Below are 21,160 nucleotides of genomic sequence, written 5' to 3' on the forward strand. Positions count from 1 at the left end.
CCCGGCCGCTGCCTTCCTCAGTTGGCCTTCAGTAGGCCGCGCCCATCGCCTCGCGCACCTCGCGCAGCGTCGCGTCGGCGATCGCGTTCGCCCGCTCGTTGCCGGCGCGCAGCACCTCGCGGACGTACGCCCGGTCCTTCGCGTACGCGGCGCGGCGGGCCCGCATCGGGCGCAGGTACTCGTTCACGGACTCGGTGACCACCTTCTTCAGGGCGGCGGCACCACCAGCGCCGATGTCCTCGGCGACCAGGCGCGGGTCGCGGTCCTGGCAGAGCGCGGCGAGCAGGACGAGGCCGGAGACCTCGGGGCGGTTCTCGGGGTCGTAGCCGATGTGGCGTTCGGCGTCGGTCTTCGCGCGCTTGATGAGCTGGGCGGTCTCGTCCTCGGTGGCGCCGAGGGCGATGGAGTTGCCGCGGCTCTTGCTCATCTTGCCGCCGTCGGTGCCGAGCAGTTGCGGCGCGGCGGAGAGCAGGGCCTGGGGCTGCGGGAAGATCTCCGGGCCGCCGTGGGCGTAGCGGTCGTTGAAGCGGCGGGCGACGGTGCGGGTGACTTCGAGGTGCGGGAGCTGGTCCTTGCCGACGGGGACGAGGTTGGCCTTGCAGAAGAGGATGTCGGCGGCCTGGTGGACGGGGTAGGTGAACATGAGGCCGCTCACGGCGGACTGCCGGGAGTGCGCGATCTCGTCCTTGACGGTGGGGTTGCGGCCGAGTTCGGCGACGGTGACGAGGCTGAGGAAGGGCAGCAGCAGTTGGTTGAGGGCGGGGACCGCGCTGTGCGTGAAGACGGTGGCGTGCTCGGGGTCGATGCCGGCGGCGAGATAGTCGAGGACCAGGCCCTCGACGTGGTCGCCGAGCCGGTCGGCGACGTCACGGTCGGTGAGCACCTGGTAGTCGGCGACCAGGACGAACATCTCGACGCCGAGGTTCTGGAGCCGTACGCGGTTGTGCAGGGTGCCGAAGTAGTGGCCGAGGTGGAGCGGGCCGGTGGGCCGGTCGCCGGTCAGTACGCGGTAGTCGCCGGGGGCACGGCACACGTCGGCGTCGAGGGCTGCGGTGGACATCGGGGTTTCTCCTCGCTGGGTGGGTGGCCGCCTGGGGGGGCGGCCGCCGGGAGCGTGGAGAACGCGCGCGGGCCGCCCTTGCGGACGGCCCGTGGTCGTGTCTGATCGGAAGCCGTCCCGTTAGGACGGCCACCAGGTCTGACACGGAGAAAAATGCATACGGCAATCATAGCGCCCCGGCCCGGGAGCGGCGCGGACGGCGGCCCGAGGGCCCGTCGCCCGCGCCGCGGGCCATGCTGTCTAGTACCGCTGGTCCGGGTACCCCTGCCCCGGCGGCTGTGCGGCGGCCGGCGGGCGGGCGCCCCAGCGGCGGCGGGGGTGCCTGGTCAGGGTGTATCCGCCGACGCCGAGGAGCGCCGCCAGGGCGCCGCCGCCCAGGGTCCACGCCCAGCGGTCCGAGAACCAGCCGCCGGTCCAGCCGTCCTCCGGCTCGGTGACCGACTGGGCGTGCAGCGGCGCGCCCAGCTCGCCGCCGCCGTCGTGGGCGCCGCCGGCGCTCTCCGCCGTCGCCTCGACCTCGGCGCGGGCCGCGAGTCCGAGGTCCTGGTCGGGTACGTCCGCGACGGTCAGCCGCAGGTAGTACGCGCCGGGCAGCGGATCGTTCGACCAGCGCTCGGCCCACTGCCGTACGGGCCGCAGGGTGCACGTCAGGGTGACGGTGGTGGCCGTCTCGGACGCCCGTTTCGTCGACTCGCCGGAGGCGCACGCCTGGCGGCGGCGCAGCCCGTCGAAGACGTCGAGCTGCCAGGTGGCCGCGCCGTGCCGGAGCTTGGCCTCCGGGAGCGTCACGGTCGCCTTGGCGGTGGCCCGCTGGCCGGCGCCGGCCGGGAACTGCCAGTAGAGGTAGTCGCCGGTGGAGGCGGTGGCACTGGCCTTCTGGCCCTGCTGGATGGCCGTGGCGGTACGGAACCCGGTGCCGGCCTCCGTCGGGGCGGCGGACTCCGAGGAGCCGCCGCCGCTCGCGCTCGCGCTCGGGGTGGGCGTCGCGTCGTCGGCCGACGCGGCGGCCGGGGTCAGCAGCAGGGCCGAGGCGGCGAGCAGCGCCGCGCCCAGCACACGTGTCGTACGCATCAGTTCGCCCTCCAGACCGCGACGCGCCAGCGGGCCAGCCAGCCCCAGATCAGCCCCGCGAGGAGGCCGACGCCGCCGAGGACGCCGAGCAGCACCCAGCCCCGGCCGAGGCCGAAGGCGGCCACGTCGGAGGCGTTGTCGGGGGCCTTGACGAGGTCGACGGCCAGCTCGACGGGGAGCCCCGGCTCGCGCTTGACGGAGTCGGGCGCGGAGAAGGAGTTGGCGACCTCAAGGCAGACGGTCTCGGGGTCGGGCCGGCTGCCGTCGGACTTCTTGTCCTGCTTCGCCACCGGGTAGCGCAGGCCGGTGGAGAGGACGTCGGTGCGTCCGCTGCCCGCGTCGCTGCCGCGTACGAGCTCCTGGCCCTTCTCGCTGACGGCGCGCAGCCGCACCCCGTAGTCGGGGTTGACGGCGCGGTCCGCGCTGACGCTCACCGCGGCGCGCAGCTCCTGGCCGGGGTTCACCTTCACGCGGTACCAGCGGTGTTCGGCGAACTTCTCGCGGTCGGTGAAGATCCCGGCGCCGAGCACCGGCGCGTTGGTGCACTGGCCGGTGGCGCCCTGTACGGCCCTCGGCGGCGCCTCGACCGGGTCGGCGGCGCGCTTGACGAGCTGCTTGATGCGGCCGGAGAGCTGGTCGGTGTGTTGCACCGAGGTGTAGGTGCCGCCGGTGGCCTCCGCGATGCAGCTGAGCTGCCTGCGGGTCTTGTCGTCGTGCGCGAGGCCGAGCGTGTCGACCGTCAAGTGCGTGCCCTCGGCGGCGAGTTCGCGGGCCACGTCGCAGGGGTCGGGCTTGCCGCAGGAGTCCTCGCCGTCGGTGATGAGGACGATGCGCCGGGTGCCGCCGTCGTTGCCGAGGTCCTTGTCGGCGGCGCGCAGGGCGTAGCCGATGGGCGTCCAGCCGGTCGGCTTCAGGTGGGCGACGGACGCCTTGGCCGTGACGCGGTCCACCTGGCCGACGGGGTAGAGCTGCTTGCTGTCCCGGCAGCCGATCACCTTGTCCTCGCCGGGGTATTCGGAGCCGAGGGTCCGGATGCCGAGCTGGACCACCTCCGGCGTCGCGTCGATCACCTCCCCGAACGCCTGCTTGGCCGCGTCCATGCGCGACTGCCCGTCGATGTCGCGCGCGTTCATCGAGCCGCTGACGTCGAGGACGAGTTCTACCTTGGGGGCCTTCTCCGCCGCTTCGTCCGCGGCGAGGGCCGGGGGAGCGCCGGCGGCCAGCGTGGCGAGCGCCGCGAAGGCGCCCGCCACCAGCCGTCTTGTGATGATCATTCAGCGGATCTTAGTGATCACCAGCCCATGGGCCCAATTTGCTATGTGACGGCCCGCCACCCTCGCGACGAGGGGTCAGCCGTCGCCTTCCAGGTCGCCCTCGGTCTCCAGGAACGCCTGGCGCAGGGCGTCGAGGGTCTCCGCGTCCGGCTCGGCCCACATGCCGCGGCTCTCGGCCTCCAGCAGCCGCTCCGCGATGCCGTGCAGGGCCCAGGGGTTGGCCTCCTGGAGGAACGCGCGGTTCTCGGGGTCGAGGACGTAGGTCTGGGCGAGCTTGTCGTACATCCAGTCGGGGACGACGCCGGTGGTGGCGTCGTAGCCGAAGAGGTAGTCGACGGTGGCGGCGAGTTCGAAGGCGCCCTTGTAGCCGTGGCGGCGCATCGCCTCGATCCAGCGGGGGTTGACGACGCGGGCCCGGAAGACGCGCGAGGTCTCCTCGACCAGGGTGCGGGTGCGGACCGTCTCCGGCCGCGTGGAGTCGCCGATGTACGCGGCCGGGGCGGTGCCCTTGAGCGCCCGTACGGTCGCGACCATCCCGCCGTGGTACTGGAAGTAGTCGTCCGAGTCGGCGATGTCGTGTTCGCGGGTGTCGGTGTTCTTCGCGGCGACCGCGATGCGCCTGTACGCGCTCTCCATCTCCTCGCGCGCCGGACGGCCCTCCAGCTCGCGGCCGTACGCGTAGCCGCCCCACACGGTGTAGACCTCGGCGAGGTCGGCGTCGGTGCGCCAGTCGCGGCTGTCGATGAGCTGGAGCAGCCCCGCGCCGTACGTGCCGGGCCGGGACCCGAAGATGCGGGTGGTGGCCCGGCGTTCGTCGCCGTGCTCGGCGAGGTCGGCCTGGGCGTGCGCCCGTACGTAGTTCTGCTCGTCGCTCTCCTCCAGCCCGGCGGCGAGCCGTACGGCGTCGTCGAGGAGGCCGATGACGTGCGGGAAGGCGTCGCGGAAGAAACCGCTGATGCGCAGGGTGACATCGATGCGCGGGCGGCCCAGCTCCTCCACGGGGATGGGCTCCAGGCCGTTCACGCGGCGCGAGGCGTCGTCCCAGACCGGCCGGATGCCCATCAGGGCCAGCGCCTCGGCGATGTCGTCGCCGGAGGTGCGCATCGCGCTGGTGCCCCACAGGGAGAGGCCCACCGACTTGGGCCACTCGCCGTTGTCGGTGCGGTAGCGCTCCAGCAGCGAGTCGGCGAGCGCCTGGCCGGTCTCCCAGGCGAGGCGGCTGGGCACGGCCTTGGGGTCGACGGAGTAGAAGTTGCGGCCCGTCGGCAGAACGTTGACCAGGCCCCGCAGCGGGGAGCCGGAGGGCCCGGCGGGCACGAAGCCGCCGTTGAGGCCGTGCACGGCGTGGTCGAGCTCGTCGGCGGTGGCGGCGAGCCGCGGCACGACCTCGCGGGCGGCGAACTCCAGGATGGCGCGGACGTCCCCGCGCCGCTCCTCGGGCAGTTCCAGGCACGCCTTCTCGGCGGCGGCCGGGTCCCAGCCGGCGTCCTCCATGGCCTGTACGAGCGTCCGGGCGCGGTCCTCGGCCTCGTCGGCTCCGGTGCGGGTGGCGGCGGACTCGTCGAGGCCGAGGGCCTCGCGCAGGCCGGGCAGGGCGGCGGTGCCGCCCCAGATCTGCCGGGCGCGCAGGATCGCGAGGACGAGGTTGACGCGCTCGGGCCCGGTGGGCGCGGTGCCGAGGACATGCAGGCCGTCGCGGATCTGGGCGTCCTTGACCTCGCACAGCCAGCCGTCGACGTGCAGCAGGAAGTCGTCGAACCCGTCGTCGTCCGGGCGGGCCTGGAGCCCGAGGTCGTGGTCGAGCTTGGCGGCCTGGATCAGCGTCCAGATCTGGGCGCGGATGGCAGGCAGCTTGGCCGGGTCCATGGCGGCGATGGAGGCGTACTCGTCGAGGAGCTGCTCCAGGCGCGCGATGTCGCCGTACGACTCGGCGCGGGCCATCGGCGGCACGAGGTGGTCGACGAGGGTGGCGTGGGCGCGGCGCTTGGCCTGGGTGCCCTCGCCGGGGTCGTTGACGAGGAAGGGGTAGATGAGCGGCAGGTCGCCGAGGGCCGCGTCGGGGCCGCAGGCGGCGGACAGGCCGGCGTTCTTGCCGGGCAGCCACTCCAGGTTGCCGTGCTTGCCGAGGTGCACCATGGCGTCGGCGCCGAAGCCGCCGTCGGCCCGGTCGGCGGCGATCCACCGGTAGGCGGCCAAGTAGTGGTGCGAGGGCGGCAGGTCGGGGTCGTGGTAGATGGCGATGGGGTTCTCGCCGAAGCCGCGCGGCGGCTGGATGAGGATGAGGAGGTTCCCGCGGCGCAGGGCGGCGAGCACGATGTCGCCGTCCGGATTCTGACTCCGGTCGACGAACATCTCGCCGGGCGGCGGCCCCCACTGGCCCTCGACGGCCTCCCGCAGTTCGGCGGGCAGCCGCTCGTACCAGCGCCGGTAGTCGGCGGCGGGGATGCGGACCGGGTTGCGCGCCAACTGCTCCTCGGTCAGCCACTCCTGGTCGTGGCCGCCGGCCTCGATGAGCGCGTAGATCAGCTCGTCGCCGACGCCGGATTCGAGGCCGGGTACGGGCTCGGCGCCGAAGTCGTAGCCGTCGGCCTTCAGGCGGCGCAGCAGGGCGACGGCGCTGGCGGGGGTGTCGAGGCCGACGGCGTTGCCGATGCGGGAGTGCTTGGTGGGGTAGGCGGAGAGGACGAGCGCGAGCCGCTTCTCGGCCGCCGGGATGTGGCGCAGCCGGGCGTGGCGCACGGCGATGCCGGCGACGCGGGCGGCGCGCTCGGGGTCGGCGACATAGGCCGGCAGGCCGTCCTCGTCGACCTCCTTGAAGGAGAACGGGACGGTGATCAGGCGGCCGTCGAACTCGGGGACGGCGACCTGGGTCGCGGCGTCCAGCGGGGACAGGCCCTCGTCGTTCTCCTCCCAGGCGGTACGCGGCCCGGTCAGGCACAGCGCCTGGAGCACCGGCACGTCGAGGGCGGCCAGCGCCCCCGCGTCCCAGGACTCGTCGTCGCCCCCGGCCGACGCCTCGGCGGGCTTGGTGCCGCCCGCCGCGAGGACGGTGGTGACGACGGCGTCGGCCGCGCCCAGCGCCGCCACCAGCTCGGCCTCGGGCGCGCGCAGGGAGGCGACGAAGAGCGGCATGGGCACGCCGCCCGCGTCCTCGACGGCCTGGCACAGCGCCTCGACGAAGGCGGTGTTCCCGGACATGTGGTGGGCGCGGTAGTAGAGCACGGCGATCCGCGGCCCGCCGGCGTCGGCGCGCGGCGTGCGCTCCAGCGGCCCCCACGTCGGGGCGGGCGCGGGCGCCTCGAAGCCGTGGCCGGTGAGCAGCACGGTGTCGGAGAGGAAGCGCGCGAGCTGTTCGAGGTTGGCGGGACCGCCGTGGGCGAGGTAGGCGTGCGCCTCGGCGGCGATGCCGACGGGGACGGTGGACGCCTCCATCAACTGGGCGTCGGGGGCCTGTTCGCCGGTGAGGACCACCACGGGCCGCTCCCCGGCGAGCAGGGTGTCGAGCCCCTCCTGCCAGGCGCGTACGCCGCCGAGGAGCCGTACGACGACGAGCTGGACGCCGTCGAGGAGGCCAGGCAGCTCGCTCAGGTCGAGGCGGGCCGGGTTGGCGAGCCGGTAGGGCACGGGCCCGTCGGCGGCGCGCGCGCTGAGCAGATCGGTGTCGGACGTCGACAGCAGCAGGATCACTGGAACTCGCCTCGCGTAGTCGTTCCGGGCCGGGTGGCCGAGGGGGCCCGGCGGCTGGGGGTACGGGAGCCCGCGGCAGGGCGGCGGGCGGACAGCGGGTACGTCCGGGGCGCGCGGAGCCGGAACATGCGCATGCGTCGGCAGGCCTTCCTCGGGGTCCGCGCCCCGGGCGGTGGGAGGACGGCGGGAGTTCCTGACTCACCCGGCATCGCTGCCTGGCTCACAGTGGCGGGACCGTGCCGGAGTCTCACCGGCTTCCTCCCCTGGCGCCGTCGCTGGCGTCCGGCGGACCGAAACCGATCCGCCGGTGAGCATAGTAAGCGCTATCCGTTCCAAACGGCCCAGCGCCTGATCGGCACCCCAAGCCACAAGACGCAGACCACCCACGTCGGCCCGGCCCATCCAGCCCGTCCCGCGCTCAAGAACGCACCGCAGCCCCATTCAGCCCGTAGGGGGCACCTCCCAGCGGTAGCTGGGGGAGATTGAGGACAAAGGCCCCCGGCCCCATCCGGCGTGACACCTGAGGACACACAGCGCCCCGATCCAGCCCGCCCAGCCCGTCCGGCACCTGAGGACAGAGCCCGGGGCGGAGCCCACCCACACCGCCACCGAACCCCAGTGGAACGTCTCGGTATGCTCGCGGCCATGCCCTTCGCCCCCGCACCCACCCCGTCAGGGGCCCGGCCCGCCGCCCGGCAGGGCGGCGACGCGTGCCCCGGCGCGCTGCGCCTGCACGCCGCGGCGGACGGCGCCCTGGCCCGTATCCGCGTCCCCGCCGGACTGCTGACGGCGCGTCAGGCCCGGGTGCTGGCCCGCGCGGCGGCGGAGCTGGGCGACGGCGGCCTCGACCTCACCTCGCGCGGCAACATCCAGCTCCGCGGACTCGCCCCCGACCACGGGGGCGCCCTGGCGGACCGGCTGCGCTCGGCCGGACTGCTCCCCTCCGACCGGCACGAGCGCGTACGCAACATCGCGGCGTCGCCGCTCGCCGGCCTGGACGGCGCCGGGCACGCGGACGTACAGGCATGGGCCCGGGAGCTGGACGCGCTGCTGTGCGCGGACCCGGACGCGGCCCGCCTCTCGGGCCGTTTCCTCTTCGGCCTGGACGACGGCCGCGGCGACGTGGCGGCGCTCGCCCCCGATGTGACATTGATCGCAGGTCAGGACGGTAGGGCGGCCCTCGGGTACGGCGTGGGCGGACCGGCCCTCCAGCTCGCCGCCGAGGACGCCCCCCGCGCCGCCGTGCTGGCCGCGCACGCGTTCCTGAGCGCGCGGGACGCCGACGGCGGCGGCGCCTGGCGCGTCGCCGACCTGTCCCCGGAACACCGGCCGCGCGCCGACGCCTTGGCCGCGCGCCTCGCCGCCGCCGGCATCTCCGGCACTCCACTCCCCCGGGCCACGCCGCCACTCGGCGCCCCGCCCGCCCCCGGCCTCGTCCCGGGCCCGCACGGCGCACACGCCCTCTCGGTGGCGGCGCCCCTCGGCCGTACGACCGTCGCCCAGTGGGAGCTGCTCGCCGAGACGGCGGCCCACGACGGGGACGGCGAACTGCGGGTGACACCCTGGCGCGGCATCGTCCTGCCCGGCCTGCGGGCCGCTGCCGCCCCGGCGCGGCTGGCGGCCCTGGCGGAGGCGGGTTTCGTCACCGACGAGGACTCCGCCTGGCACGGCGCGGGCGTCTGCGCGGGCCGGCCCGGCTGTGCGAAGTCCCTCGCGGACGTGCGTACGGACGCGGCGGCGGCCCTCGCCGGGCGGCGCGGCGGCGGGCTCCCGGTGTACTGGTCCGGCTGCGAGCGGCGCTGCGGTCACCCCGGCGGCGCGTGGGTCGACGTCCTGGCGACGCGCGAGGGCTACCGGGTCGCCGTGCGGCCCGTACCTCATGGCCCATCCGACGGCTCCGGCGGGCCGGCCGAGCCCGTCGCGGCAGGGCGGCGGCTGGCCGAGGCGGTGGCGGCGGCACGCACCGCGTAGCGTGCGTGCCCGGCCGAAGGCCGCCACACATCCAGACCCAGCAAACCCAGTAAGCGATCCCCCCAGGATCCCAGCATGCGAGGAACTGTGTTCGACTACGAGAAGGACGGCGCGGCCATCTACCGCCAGTCCTTTGCCACCATCCGCGCGGAAGCGGACCTCGGCGGGCTGCCGCCCGACGTCGCCCAGGTCGCGGTGCGGATGATCCACGCCTGCGGGATGACCGACCTCGTCCGGGACCTGGCCTACTCCCCCGGTGTCGTCGCCCGCGCCCGCGAGGCGCTGCGCGCCGGGGCGCCCATCCTGTGCGACGCCAACATGGTCGCCAGCGGCGTCACCCGCAAGCGGCTGCCCGCCGGCAACGACGTGATCTGCACCCTCGCCGACCCGTCCGTGCCGGACCTGGCGAAGAAGCTGGGCACCACGCGCAGCGCCGCCGCCCTGGAGCTGTGGCGCGAGCGGCTCGAGGGGGCGGTGGTGGCCGTCGGGAACGCGCCGACGGCGCTGTTCCGGCTGTTGGAAATGGTGGAAGAGGGCGCGCCGCGTCCGGCGGCCGTCATCGGCATACCGGTCGGCTTCATCGGCGCCGCCGAGTCCAAGGACGCGCTGGCCGCCCACCGCTCGGGCCTGGAGTACCTGGTGGTGCGCGGGCGGCGCGGCGGCAGCGCCATGGCGGCGGCGGCCATCAACGCGATAGCGAGCGAGGAAGAGTGAGCGAGCAGCAGACCACCGGCCGGCTCTACGGGGTCGGGCTCGGCCCCGGCGACCCGTCGCTGATGACCGTGCGGGCCGTCGAGGTCATCGGCGCGGCCGACGTCGTCGCGTACCACAGCGCCCGGCACGGCCGCTCCATCGCGCGCTCGATCGCCGAGCGCCATCTGCGCGCCGACCACATCGAGGAGCCTCTGGTCTACCCGGTCACCACGGAGCGGACCGACCACCCGGGCGGCTACCGGGGCGCGATGGAGGAGTTCTACGAGGAGGCGGCGGCCCGGCTGGCCGCGCACCTGGACGCGGGGCGCACCGTCGCCGTGCTCGCGGAGGGCGACCCGCTCTTCTACGGCTCGTACATGCACATGCACAAGCGGCTCGCCGACCGCTACCCGACCGAGGTCGTGCCCGGCGTCACCTCGGTCAGCGCGGCGGCGGCGCGGCTCGGCGAGCCGCTGGTGGAGGGCGAGGAGGTGCTGACCATCCTGCCCGGCACGCTGCCCGAGGAGGAGCTGGCGGCGCGCCTGGCCTCGACGGACTCCGCGGTGGTGATGAAGCTCGGGCGGACGTTCCCCGCGGTGCGGGGCGCGCTGGAGCGTTCGGGGCGGCTCGCGGAGGCGCGGTACGTGGAGCGGGCGACGATGAGCGGGGAGCGTACGGGCCGGCTGGCCGACGTGGACCCGGCGTCGGTGCCGTACTTCGCGGTGGCCGTGCTGCCCAGCAGGATCGACGCGGAACCCGTCGCGCGGGCCGGGGAGGTCGTGGTCGTGGGCCTCGGCCCGGCCGGGCCGCTGTGGCTGACGCCGGAGGCCCGCGGCGAGCTGGCCGCCGCCGACGATCTGGTCGGCTACACCACGTACCTGGACCGGGTGCCCGTACGGCCGGGTCAGCGGCGGCACCCCTCCGACAACAAGGTGGAGTCGGAGCGCGCCGAGTTCGCCCTCGACCTCGCCCGGCAGGGGCGGCGGGTCGCCGTCGTCTCCTCCGGCGACCCGGGCGTCTTCGCGATGGCGACGGCGGTCCTGGAGGTCGCCTCCGAGGGCCCGTACCAGGACGTGCCGGTGCGGGTGCTGCCGGGGATGACGGCGGCGCACGCGGCGGCCTCCCGCGCGGGCGCGCCGCTGGGCCACGACTACGCGGTGGTGTCGCTCTCCGACCGGCTCAAGCCGTGGGAGGTCATCGCGGAGCGGCTGCGCGCGGCGGCCGCCGCCGATCTGGTCCTCGCCCTCTACAACCCCGGCTCCCGCAGCCGTGTCTGGCAGGTCGGCAAGGCCCGCGACCTGCTGCTGGAACACCGCTCCCCCGAGACCCCGGTGGTGCTCGGCCGCGACGTGGGCGGCCCGGAGGAGAGCGTACGCATCGTGCGCCTCGCCGACCTCGACCCGGCCGAGGTCGACATGCGCACCATCCTGCTGATCGGCTCGTCCCAGACGCGGGTGGCCCGGCGCGGCGACGGCCGGCAGATCGCTTGGACACCGAGGCGGTACCCGGAGGGGTGAGGCCGGGCGCCGCGGGCGGCGGTTCCGGCCGTCGCCTCCGGGCGTCCGGGCACGGCCTCGGGCTTCGTGCCCGGTTCGGACGCCGCGCGGGCCTGCCGGTACGCCGGCTCGTACGGGCCCGGCCCGGGCGCCTGCGACACCGGCCGACGTCGAGGGTGGCCAGCCCCGGGCCGTGAACGGCCCGGGGCTGCGGGCCGGCGAGCCCGGGGCCGCGGAGCCCCGGCTCGCCAGGGCGCGCACCCGGCCGGGCCGGGGCTACGCCCCAACGTCACCCGAGCGCCCCGCGCACCCACTCCACCGCCTCCTCCACCGTCCCCACGGCCGGGAGGCCGGCCGGTACGGGCGGCCTGCGCACCACGACCACCGGCACCCGCACGTCGCGCGCGGCGACGAGCTTCGCGGCGGTGGCGGAGGCGCCGCTGTCCTTGGTGACGAGGGCGTCGACGCGGTGGCGGCGCAGCAGTTCGGTCTCGCCCTCGACGGTGAACGGGCCGCGGTCGAGCAGCACCTCCATGCGCGGCGGCATCGGGGGCTCGGGGGCTTCGACGGAGCGTACGAGGAACCAGAGGCGGGTGAGGTGGGCGAAGGCGGCGAGCCCCATCCGGCCCGTGGTGAGAAAGATCCGCTCGCCGAGCGCGGGCAGCAGCTCCGCGGCCTCCTCCAGGGACCCGGCGGAGCGCCAGTCATCGCCCTGACCAGCGACCCAGCCGGGCCGGCGGAGGGCGAGCAGGGGAACATGGACCTCGGCGGCCGCTTGTGCCGCGTGGAAACTGATCGTGCCGGCGAAAGGATGGGTGGCGTCGATGACCGCGTCCACCTGCTGCTCGCGCAGCCACCGGGCCAGCCCGTCCGGCCCCCCGAACCCCCCGATCCGCACCCGCCCCGCCGGCAGTCGCGGCTGGGCGACGCGGCCCGCGAGGGAGCTGGTGACGCGCAGCGCGGGGTCGCCGTCGAGTTCGGCGGCGAGCCTTCGGCCCTCGGCGGTCCCGCCGAGGATCAGCACATGGCGAGGCGCGGGCGACGTGAGCGGCGTGGGTGACGTGGGCTGGGTGGTCATGGAAACCCCTTCTGGTGGTGCCTGCCGCGCCCGGCGGCGTCCGAGCCGCGCGGATGGTGGGGCCGGAGCGCACCGTGGCTGAGGCGAAGTCGAACGTTACCGGCGGGCGCGGCGCGCAGTTGCAGCGCACCGGGTTGCGGCCCGGCTGGACGACGGGTGCGTGTGCGACGGCCGGGGCCACGGCCGCGTACACGGCGCTGCTGACCGGCGAGTTCCCGGACCCGGTGACGATCACGCTGCCCAAGGGGGAGACTCCGGCCTTCGCGCTGGCCGCCGAGGAGCTGGGCGGCGGCCGGGCGATGGCGGGGATCGTCAAGGACGCGGGGGACGATCCGGACGTCACGCACGGCGCACTGGTCCGCGCGACGGTGCGGACCCTGCCGCCCGGCTCGGGGGTGGTCTTCCGGGCGGGTCCGGGCGTGGGCACGGTCACCCGGCCGGGGCTGCCGCTGGCGGTCGGCGAACCGGCCGTCAACCCGGTGCCCCGGCAGTTGATGCGGGAGCACGTGGCGGCGGTCGCGGCCCGGTACGGCGGCAGCGGCGACGTGGAGATCGAGCTGTCCGTGGACCACGGCGAGGAGATCGCCCGTTCCACGTGGAACGGGCGGCTGGGCATCCTCGGCGGCCTGTCCATCCTGGGGACGACGGGCATCGTGGTGCCGTACTCGTGCTCGGCGTGGATCGACTCCATCCGGCGCGGCGTGGACGTGGCGCGCGCCGCGGGCCGTACGCACGTGGCGGGCTGTACGGGCTCGACGTCCGAGAAGGTCGCGGTGGCCGTGCACGGGCTGCCCGAGGACGCGCTGCTGGACATGGGCGACTTCGCGGGCGCGGTGCTGAAGTATCTGCGGCGCCACCCGGTGGACCGGCTGACGGTGGCGGGCGGTTTCGCCAAGCTGTCGAAGCTCGCCGCGGGCCACCTGGACCTGCATTCGTCCCGCTCCCAGGTGGACAAGTCCTTCCTGGCGGGGCTCGCGCGCGAGGGCGGCGCGGACGAGGAACTGGCCGCGGCGGTGGCTTCGGCCAACACCGGCCTGGAGGCGTTGCAGCGGTGCGCGGCCCGCGGCGTGCCGCTGGGCGACCTCGTCGCGCGGGCCGCCCGCGACGAGGCGCTCGGCGTGCTGCGCGGCGCGCCGGTGGCGGTCGATGTGATCTGCATCGACCGCGCGGGCACGGTCGTGGGACGGGCCGAGGCGCGGGGACCGCGCGAGAGGTGACGGCGGGCCGAACGCCTGGGCGGCGCGATGCTGGTGACGGTCCGCCCAACACAGCGTCAGCGCAAGGCTGGTGACGGCGGAGCCAACACCTTGGCAACGCAAGGCCGGTGACAGCGGATCCAATACCTAGGCAGCGCGATGCTGGTGACGGGCTGGCTCAACGCCTGGGCGACGTACAGGCAGTGACGGCGCGTCAGGCGTCCAGCGCGAACGCGTTCTTGGCGCGTTCCGCCGACTCCTCGGAGGCCGGACCGTTGGGGTTCTCGGTCGCGAGCGCCTGGTTGAGTTCGACGTACGGGCGCAGCCGCTCCTCGTAGCGGGCGAACGCGGCGGCGTGGTCGCCGGCCGCCCGGCCGAGTTCGTCGGCGAGCGCGTAGGCGCCCACGACGGCCAGGCTGGTGCCCTGCCCGGAGAGGGGCGACGGACAGTACGCGGCGTCGCCGACCAGCGCTATGCGGCCCTTCGTCCAGTGGTCCATGCGGATCTGGGCCATCACGTCGAAGTAGAGGTTCGGGGCGTCCCACATGGCCTTGAGCAGCCTCGGGGTGTCGCCGCCCAGGTGTGACATCCGCTCGGCGAGTATCGCCTTCTGCGCCGGTGTGTCGCGGTAGTCGCACTCGACGGGCTCCGGCGCGACGAAGCCGAGCGTGACCCTCAACTCGGTGTTGTCGCGCGCGGGGTAGACGCAGTAGGTGGCGGTGCCGTCGGTGAGCCAGGTCTGCCAGTTGTCGAGTTCCAGGAAGTTCTCGGTGGCGAAGACGGCGACGTAGGGGCCGAGGGGGTGGACGAACTCCGGCTCCGGGCCGAAGGCCAGGCGGCGCACGGCGGAGTGCAGGCCGTCGGCCCCCACGACGAGGTCGAACGTGCGGCGCGGGCCGTGCTCGAAGGCGGCGTGGACGCCGTCCGCGTCCTCGTCGAGGGCGGTGAGGCGGTCGCCGAAGACGTACTCGACACCGTCCCGCGCGTGCTCGTACAGGAGTTGGGTGAGATCGTCGCGGAGCAGTTCGATGTCGTCGCTGTCCAGCCGCCCGCTGCTGAGCGCCATCTCCGTGGAGCTCCACTGTTCGTTTCCCTCGCCGTCGAGCATCGTCATGCCGCGCATCCGGGTGCGCAGGGCCCGCGCCTCGGGCAGGACGCCCATCCGGTCGAGGACGCCGAGGGCGACGCCGCGCACGTCGAGCGCCTGCCCTCCTGGGCGCAGGGCGGGGGCGCGTTCGACGACGGTGGGCGCGTAGCCGTGGCGGCGCAGCCAGTGGGCGAGGGTGAGTCCGGCGACGCTGGCGCCGGAGATCAGCACGGTCTTCATCTGAACCCCTTCATGTTCGTACAGTGTACGCGTCTGAATGTACGGCGTACGCGCAGCTTCAGCAAGCGCGAAAGGACCCGAGGAAATGGAGTCATCAGCTCCGTGATCTCTCCACGGCCTGCTAGCGTCTGTACTAGGACAGGGAGAGAGGGATCACGCCATGGCCGTCGCCCGGAAAGACGCCCCGCCGTATCTGCGCATCGTCGCTGAGCTCCGGCGGCGCATCGCCGAGGGCGAGCTGGCCCCCGGCGAACGGGTGCCGTCGACGCGGCGGATCGCCCAGGAGTGGAATGTCGCGCTGGCCACCGCCACGAAGGCGCTGACGGTGCTGCGCCAGGAGGGGCTGGTGGAGCCGCGGGCGCGGGTCGGCACCGTGGTCGCCGCCCCGGCGGGCCGCCGCGCGGAGCCGGATCACCGCCCCCGCGCGGCGGCCGGGTCCGGGCAGGAGCTGACCCGTGAGCGCATCGTGCGCGCCGCCATGGAGATCGCCGACGCGGAGGGGCTGGCCGCCCTGACCATGCGGGGCGTCGCCGCGCGCCTCGGTACGGCCGCCATGTCGCCGTACCGCTACGTGAACGGCCGCGACGACCTCGTCCTGCTGATGGCCGACGTCGCCCACGGCGAGCTGGTCTATCCCGCCGAGGCCCCCGCCCACTGGCGGGCACGGCTGGAGGCGGGGGCGCGGGCGCTGTGGGCGCTGCACCGCGCGCACCCCTGGCTCGCCCAGATCGGCCCGCTCACGCGTCCGCTGCTGCTGCCCAATCTGCTCGCCTACGCGGACTGGATGCTGAGCGCGCTGGACGGCCACGGCCTGCCGCCGACCGCCATGCAGGATCTCAACATCCTGCTCTACACGCATGTGCAGGGCGTGGCCGTCCACTTGGAGCGCGAGGCCCAGGCGGCGAGTTCGACGGGGCTGACGGGCCAGGAGTGGCTGGACACCCAGGAGTCGGCGTTCGCCGCGCTGCTCGCCTCCGGCGACTACCCGACGTTCACCAAGGTCGCCGAGGGGTTCGGCGCGGACGGCTACGACCTGCACCTGAACAAGCTGTTCGAGCTGGGCCTCACGTCGATGCTCGACGGCCTGACGCCGCTGGTGGAGGGGGGCGGCGGCGCCAGGGGGTGAGGGCGCGGGCCGCGGCTGGTCAGAGCATCACGCGCCCGGTCGTCGGCGAGGGCGCAGGCCGGTCAGAGCGTCACGCGCAGTTCGGCCAGCCGCCACGTGCCGGGGTCCATGGCGCGCTGGGCGCCCGTCGGCCCGGCCAGGGCCAGCTCGGGGAAGCGGCGCAGCAGGGCGGTCAGGGCCGCTTCGGTCTGTACGCGCGCCAGTGACGCGCCGAGGCAGAAGTGCGGGCCGTGGGAGAAGCCGAGGTGTCCGGCGGGCCCGGCGGGGCGGGTGAGGTCGAGCCGGTCGGGGTCGGCGAAGGCGCGCGGGTCGCGGTTGGCGGCCGCGATGATCGCGGTGACCGGCTCGCCTTTCCGTACGGGCGTGCCGTACAGCTCGACGTCCTCGCGCGGGTAGCGCGGGATCGACAGCAGCGTCGGACCGCACCAGCGGGTCAGCTCCTCGACGGCGCGCGGCATGAGCGCGGGGTCGGCGCGTAGGGCGGCGAGCTGTTCGGGGTGGTCGAGGAGGACCGCCACGGCGTTGGCGATGAGGTTGGCGGGCGTCTGTCCGGCGAGGACCAAGTGCCAGACCATGGTGACGAGTTCGGTCTCGCCGAGCCGGTCGCCGTCCTCGGCCTGGGCGCGGATGAGGTCCGAGAGCAGGTCGTCGGCGGGGTCGGCGCGGCGGCGGGCTATCGCCGCCTTGGCGCCTTCCATGATGCCGGGTACGGCCTCGGCGAAGCCCTGGCCCGCGCCCGCGGCGATGGTGGCGCCGTAGCCCCGCCAGCGGGGCCGGTCGGCGTCGGGGATGCCGACCAGCGCGCAGATGACATCGATCGGGAGCGGCCGGGTGAAGTGCCGCAGCAGATCCACGGAGCCGTCCTCTGCGTGCTCGGGCAGGCCGTCGAGGAGGCGTTCCACGAGCGGTTCGATCCGGGGCCGGAACGCGGCGGCGCGGCGCACGGTGAACGCGGGCGCGACCAGCCGGCGCTGCCGGGAGTGTTCCGGGCCGTCCTGCTCGGACATCGTGCGCATGTAGGCGAGGCAGTGTTCCGGCACGTCGGGCCGGAGGAAACTGCCGGCGTTGATCTCGAAGCGCGCGTCGGCGAGCAGCGCTTTCGCGGCCTCGTACCGCGTGACGGCCCACATCGGGCCGACGCCGGGGGCGCGCAGCCGCGCCAGCGGGGAGCGTTCGCGGACCCGCCCGTAGCCGGTGAACGGGTCGCGCAGCACGTCGGGGTGGGTGAGGTCGATCTCGGGGATTCCGTCAGCACCGTCGGTGCCGTCGGTGCCGTCGGTGCCGTCAGTGCCGTCGGCGAGCTGGTCGGTGACCGTCATGGGGTCTCGTCTCCCTGGCGTAAGGGGGCCGGATTCGGCTTGAACTGCTGCTTCACCTGCGGCCCGGTTTCAGATGTTCAGATCACATGTTCTCGTCATCTGAATGGTGACGGTATCTTGCCCGAGGACATGAGGCAACGGCGAACGGCGCACGGTGGACGCCGGACGAGGAGGACGGACGCACGATGGCCCGGCTGAGCAGGGCGCGGCTCCAGGAGCAGAACCGGGCCAAGGTGCTGGCCGCCGCCGAGGAGGAGTTCGCCGAGCGCGGTTTCCGCGACGCCAAGATCGACTCGATCGCCGAGCGGGCCGGGCTCACACGGGGCGCGGTCTACTCCAACTTCCCCGGCAAACGGGCCCTGTACTTCTCCGTGCTCGCCGCCCTCGCCGACCGCGCGCCCGCCCCGCCCCGCGCGGAGCCCGGCCGCACCGCCCGCGCGGCCCTCGGCGCGTTCGCCCGCGCGTGGCTGGCCCCGCTCCCCCTCGCGGCCGAGGAGCGGCACGGGCCGGCCCGGCTCGGCCTGGACCTGATCCCGACGATCGTCGCCGACGACCGCGTTCAGCCGCCGTTCGCGCAGCTCATGAAGGTCGAGGCGATCCTGCTCGGGCTGGCCCTGGAGCGGCTGCGCCCGGCCGCGGGGCGGCAGGTGCGGCTGGCGGAGAGCGTGCTCACGACGCTGCACGGCGCGAGCCGGCTGGCCGCCGCCGCGCCCGGCTTCGTCGACCCCTTCAACGTCGTCAGCGCCTGCGAGCACGCGGCCGGCCTCGACCTCGCCGACGCCTGGCCGCCGCCCCACCTCCCGTACGCCCCGCGGGCCCGGCCCGACGACGCCCCCTGGTCCCCGCCGCCCGCGGTGGACGCCCTGCGTGGCGAGCCCGTCGACCTCGCCGGCGACGGCGTGGTGGCTGTGCTGGGCCTGCACCGCCTCGAAGCCGTCGAGGAGGCCGTACGGGCCGCCCGCCCGGCGGACCAGGTGACCGCCGTCCTCGTCACGGGCGACCCCGACGAACTGGGCCCGCTCGCCCGGCTCACCGTCACCGAACTCTCCCGCCGACTGCGCCAGGCCTTCCCGGAGTCGGCGTGGCCGCGCCTGCGGCTCGTCCACGACGAGCGCGGCACCGTCGCCGCGGCGGCCGGTGTGCCCGCCGCGGGCGACGGCACCGAGTCCGCCGTCCGCGTCGCGGCGGGCCGCGTCATCGCCCGCGCCGAGGGGCGCGGCGCGTGCCACGCGGCGGCGTCGGCGGACGGCGGAGCACCGGACACCGCGGCCCCCTCGCACCGTACGGGCGGGGCTCGGCCGATGGACGGGCCGCCACGGCCGTAATAGCAGCGCGGCGACATGGGCGAGGCCCGCACCGGACAGTCGGTGCGGGCCTCGCTCTCCTTCTCGGGGCGGCGACGCGAGGCGGCCGGGACCGGCGATCTGGCCGCGTCCATGACCGCCCGCGCGGGCCGCCCCTTCGCTACTCCTGAGCGGCGCGACGGCACCCCTCGTAGGCCACCTGCGCGGGGACGTAGTCGCGTCGCAGGTCGCGGTAGCAGGCCCGGTGGGCTTCCTGGGTGCCCTTGGCGCCGGTGATACAGGCCCGCTGGACCACCTCCGGCTTGGCGCTGGGGTGCTTCTCCAGGACGTAGTAGAAGCAGTTCTGCGGCGTCGCCGCCTGGGCGGTCGGCGCGACGGCGACGGCGCCGCCGAGAGCGAGGGCGAGACCGCTGACAGCGGCGACGAGACGCGGGGTGAAACGCATGAGGGGCAGACCTTTCGGGCGATGAATCGAGTCGGCGACCTGCTGCCGGTGACTCGTTGTCGTTGATCCATTGCCGACAGTGCCCAAGTGCCCGGCCGGTGACGCCGGCCGAGCGGGGCGCGAAAGTCGATTGTCCGGCGCGCGGGAAGCGAACCCCGGCGCGGACGGCGCACCCCAGCGCGCACCCGGCACCGGGGCCCGCGCCCGCTGTTCCCTCCCCCGAAGGGTTACGAGCCGGTGGCCCCCGAAGGGTTACGAGCCGGTGGCGCGCGACGCCGGCAGGCCGGGCCTCGCCCGGTCGGAAATCGCCCGCACAAAGGCGGTGATCGCGTCGGCGAGGTCCGCCGGGGCTTCCAGGGGGATCAGGTGGCCCGTGCGCGGGATCACGGTGAGGCCGGCCCCGGGCAGGTAGGGCAGCAGGTTGTCGCGGAGCACGTCGACGGGCTCGACGCGGTCCCGCTCCCCGGCGACGACGAGGGCCGGGACGCCGATCAGGCGGGTGTGTTCGGTGATGTCCTCCGCGATGCCGCGCAGCGGCCACTCCGTGCGGGCGGCCTCGGCGGCGGCCCGCGAATCGGTCGCGACCCGCGACTTCGCCGCGTCGGACAGTTCGCTCGCGGTGAGGACGGCGTCCCGCGCGCCGGCGACGGACTCGTCGGAGTCGTAGGCGTGGGAGAGCCCGGCCCGGTACTCGGGGGTGATGTGCGCGGCGGGCTTCGCCGGGCCGGGGCCGACGAGGACGATGCCGCGGAGGCCGTCGGGCCGGGCCCCCGCGACGAGTTGCGCGACCTTGCCGCCCATGGAGTGCCCGACGAGCACGTGGTCGGTGACGCCCGCGGCGGCGAGCACGGCGAGCGTGTCGTCCGCGAGACGGCGCAGCGTGTACGGGCCGGGCAGGTCGCGCGAGCGGCCCCAGCCGCGGAAGTCGAGGGTGAGTACGCCGCGGCCCGGGAGGCGGTCGACGACGGGGTCCCAGGTGCGGGCGGAACCGCCCCAGTAGTGCAGAAACACCAGGGTCGGCCCGCTACCCGGCCGATGGTCGTAAGTGGGCAGGAGGGGCTGCCGCGTCGTGTACGTCATGAGTTCCCCGATCAGGGTCGTGCTGCGGTCTTTCCGCTCCTCCAGTGAATCTCGGCGGCCCCCTCGGGGCATCGGCCGGACCGGTCGGCCGATGGTGGAAACTGGACACGTGACCGCGATCCGCCAGATGACCTACCAACCGGTCGGGAGCGGTGGCGCCGCTGTCGAGACGATGACGTTCGAGCGGCTGCGCGAGCTGAACGACGGCGGCACGCAGCGAGCCGACTTCCATGTCCTCGCTGTCGTGGATGCCGGGTGCGGAGCGGTCACGGTGGACTTTCTGCGGCACTCGCTCGGCGGACGATGCGCGGTGTGGATCCCTCCCGGTGCGGTGCACCGGTGGGACGACATCGCGGACGTGGCGGGGGACGTCGTGCTGTTCGTCCCGACCGCGCCGGTCACGCCCGCCACCCGGAATCTCGTCGCATCCCCCGATCCGGTCGCGCGGTGGAGTGTTCCCGACGCCGAGTGGCCGTACGTCGACGCCGCGCGGAACCACCTTCGCCTCGAAGCCTCCGCCCCGCAGCCCGCAGACGCCCCGCCCGGAGCCGGCCCGGAGCCCGAAGGCGCCTCACCCGCGGGCATCTCACCCGGGGGCATCTCACCCGAGGGCGCCTCCCCCGCGGACTCCCTCGCGGAACTGCCCGCGATCCTGCTGTCCGCCCTCATCGCCCGGCTCCGGCCGCCGCACGGCGGCGCGCGGTCACCGAATCCGACGTTCCCGCGCTTCCGGTCCAGCGTCGAGGCGCACTTCCGGGAGCATCACGACGCCGGTTACTACGCGCGGGCGCTGGGTTACGCGCCCCGCACCCTTTCCAGAGCGGTGCAGCAGGCCACCGGCCGTACGGCGAAGGCGTACATCGTGGACCGGCTCGTCCTGGAGGCCAAACGGCTCCTCGCACACGACCGCCTCACCGCGGCCGGCTGCGCCAGGGTGCTCGGCTTTCCCGACGCGTCCGGTTTCTCGGTGTTCTTCCGCAACGCGACCGGCCTGCGCCCGGGCGCCTGGCAGTCGGCGGCGACCGCCCGGTGA

At 74.8% G+C, this 21,160-nt stretch carries 16 protein-coding genes and 1 riboswitch; of the genes, 7 read left to right on the forward strand and 9 right to left on the reverse strand.

Annotation, left to right across the window (positions count from 1 at the left end):
* Positions 1 to 28: 28 nt before the first annotated feature.
* The 4 genes from trpS to cobN form a co-directional block, all read right to left on the reverse strand.
* Complete coding sequence (gene trpS, locus IF55_RS13025) at positions 29 to 1,060, reverse strand: tryptophan--tRNA ligase (protein WP_030880082.1); 1,032 nt, start codon at positions 1,058 to 1,060, stop codon at positions 29 to 31.
* Between the two features lie 240 nt (positions 1,061 to 1,300).
* Complete coding sequence (locus IF55_RS13030; protein ID WP_048831923.1) at positions 1,301 to 2,131, reverse strand: hypothetical protein; 831 nt, start codon at positions 2,129 to 2,131, stop codon at positions 1,301 to 1,303.
* Positions 2,131 to 3,405 carry a VWA domain-containing protein gene (locus IF55_RS13035; RefSeq protein ID WP_030880087.1) on the reverse strand — a complete coding sequence of 425 codons (1,275 nt, stop codon included), beginning with the start codon at positions 3,403 to 3,405 and terminating at the stop codon, positions 2,131 to 2,133. The genes IF55_RS13030 and IF55_RS13035 overlap by 1 nt, the downstream gene beginning before the upstream one ends.
* 75 nt (positions 3,406 to 3,480) lie before the next feature.
* Positions 3,481 to 7,092 carry a cobaltochelatase subunit CobN gene (gene cobN / locus IF55_RS13040; RefSeq protein WP_030880090.1) on the reverse strand — a complete coding sequence of 1,204 codons (3,612 nt, stop codon included), beginning with the start codon at positions 7,090 to 7,092 and terminating at the stop codon, positions 3,481 to 3,483.
* A 169-nt stretch (positions 7,093 to 7,261) separates the two neighbouring features.
* Positions 7,262 to 7,394, reverse strand: a riboswitch (cobalamin riboswitch).
* A 343-nt stretch (positions 7,395 to 7,737) separates the two neighbouring features.
* Between cobN and cobG the strand changes: the two genes are divergently transcribed.
* From cobG to IF55_RS13055, 3 genes are all read left to right on the forward strand, one after another.
* Entirely contained in the window at positions 7,738 to 9,063 is a 1,326-nt protein-coding gene (cobG, locus tag IF55_RS13045) for a precorrin-3B synthase (protein ID WP_245661179.1), read from the forward strand.
* Between the two features lie 75 nt (positions 9,064 to 9,138).
* A complete protein-coding gene (locus tag IF55_RS13050; RefSeq protein ID WP_030880095.1) occupies positions 9,139 to 9,777 on the forward strand; it encodes a precorrin-8X methylmutase in 639 nt (212 codons plus the stop codon).
* Positions 9,774 to 11,273 carry a precorrin-2 C(20)-methyltransferase gene (locus IF55_RS13055; RefSeq protein WP_030880097.1) on the forward strand — a complete coding sequence of 500 codons (1,500 nt, stop codon included), beginning with the start codon at positions 9,774 to 9,776 and terminating at the stop codon, positions 11,271 to 11,273. Before IF55_RS13050 ends, IF55_RS13055 begins: the two co-directional genes overlap by 4 nt.
* Positions 11,274 to 11,541: 268 nt before the next feature.
* Here the strand turns inward: IF55_RS13055 and IF55_RS13060 are convergent, their stop codons facing one another.
* The gene (locus IF55_RS13060; RefSeq protein ID WP_030880099.1) at positions 11,542 to 12,330 is read right to left on the reverse strand and encodes a cobalt-precorrin-6A reductase; all 789 of its coding nucleotides are present in this window, start codon (positions 12,328 to 12,330) and stop codon (positions 11,542 to 11,544) included.
* A 74-nt stretch (positions 12,331 to 12,404) separates the two neighbouring features.
* Between IF55_RS13060 and IF55_RS13065 the strand changes: the two genes are divergently transcribed.
* Positions 12,405 to 13,547, forward strand: coding sequence for a cobalt-precorrin-5B (C(1))-methyltransferase (locus IF55_RS13065; protein ID WP_037963982.1), 1,143 nt, complete (start codon positions 12,405 to 12,407; stop codon positions 13,545 to 13,547).
* Positions 13,548 to 13,740: 193 nt separating this feature from the next.
* Here IF55_RS13065 and IF55_RS13070 read toward each other — a convergent pair whose 3' ends face one another.
* Positions 13,741 to 14,853 (reverse strand): FAD-dependent monooxygenase, encoded by a 1,113-nt coding sequence (locus IF55_RS13070; RefSeq protein WP_030880105.1) that lies wholly within the window; start codon positions 14,851 to 14,853, stop codon positions 13,741 to 13,743.
* A 160-nt stretch (positions 14,854 to 15,013) separates the two neighbouring features.
* On the opposite strand from IF55_RS13070, the gene IF55_RS13075 reads away from it, so the two are divergent.
* Positions 15,014 to 15,979, forward strand: a complete 966-nt coding sequence (locus IF55_RS13075; protein ID WP_030880108.1) for a TetR/AcrR family transcriptional regulator C-terminal domain-containing protein — start codon at positions 15,014 to 15,016, stop codon at positions 15,977 to 15,979.
* Between the two features lie 62 nt (positions 15,980 to 16,041).
* On the opposite strand, the gene IF55_RS13080 is transcribed toward IF55_RS13075, so the two are convergent.
* Positions 16,042 to 17,298, reverse strand: a complete 1,257-nt coding sequence (locus IF55_RS13080) for a cytochrome P450 family protein (protein ID WP_078644254.1) — start codon at positions 17,296 to 17,298, stop codon at positions 16,042 to 16,044.
* Positions 17,299 to 17,483: 185 nt separating this feature from the next.
* Between IF55_RS13080 and IF55_RS13085 the strand changes: the two genes are divergently transcribed.
* A complete protein-coding gene (locus IF55_RS13085) occupies positions 17,484 to 18,623 on the forward strand; it encodes a TetR/AcrR family transcriptional regulator (protein ID WP_048831924.1) in 1,140 nt (379 codons plus the stop codon).
* 139 nt (positions 18,624 to 18,762) lie between these two features.
* On the opposite strand, the gene IF55_RS13090 is transcribed toward IF55_RS13085, so the two are convergent.
* Positions 18,763 to 19,047, reverse strand: a complete 285-nt coding sequence (locus tag IF55_RS13090) for a hypothetical protein (protein ID WP_030880117.1) — start codon at positions 19,045 to 19,047, stop codon at positions 18,763 to 18,765.
* 252 nt (positions 19,048 to 19,299) lie between these two features.
* On the reverse strand, positions 19,300 to 20,127 hold the full coding sequence (locus IF55_RS13095) for an alpha/beta fold hydrolase (protein ID WP_048831925.1): 828 nt from the start codon (positions 20,125 to 20,127) through the stop codon (positions 19,300 to 19,302).
* Between IF55_RS13095 and IF55_RS13100 the strand changes: the two genes are divergently transcribed.
* Positions 20,126 to 21,160: a helix-turn-helix domain-containing protein gene (locus IF55_RS13100; protein ID WP_030880122.1), complete on the forward strand. Its 1,035-nt coding sequence runs from the start codon at positions 20,126 to 20,128 to the stop codon at positions 21,158 to 21,160. The two genes, IF55_RS13095 and IF55_RS13100, sit on opposite strands and share 2 nt — an antisense overlap.

Origin of the sequence: Streptomyces varsoviensis, from assembly GCF_000718635.1 — a bacterium.
GTDB lineage: Bacteria > Actinomycetota > Actinomycetes > Streptomycetales > Streptomycetaceae > Streptomyces > Streptomyces varsoviensis.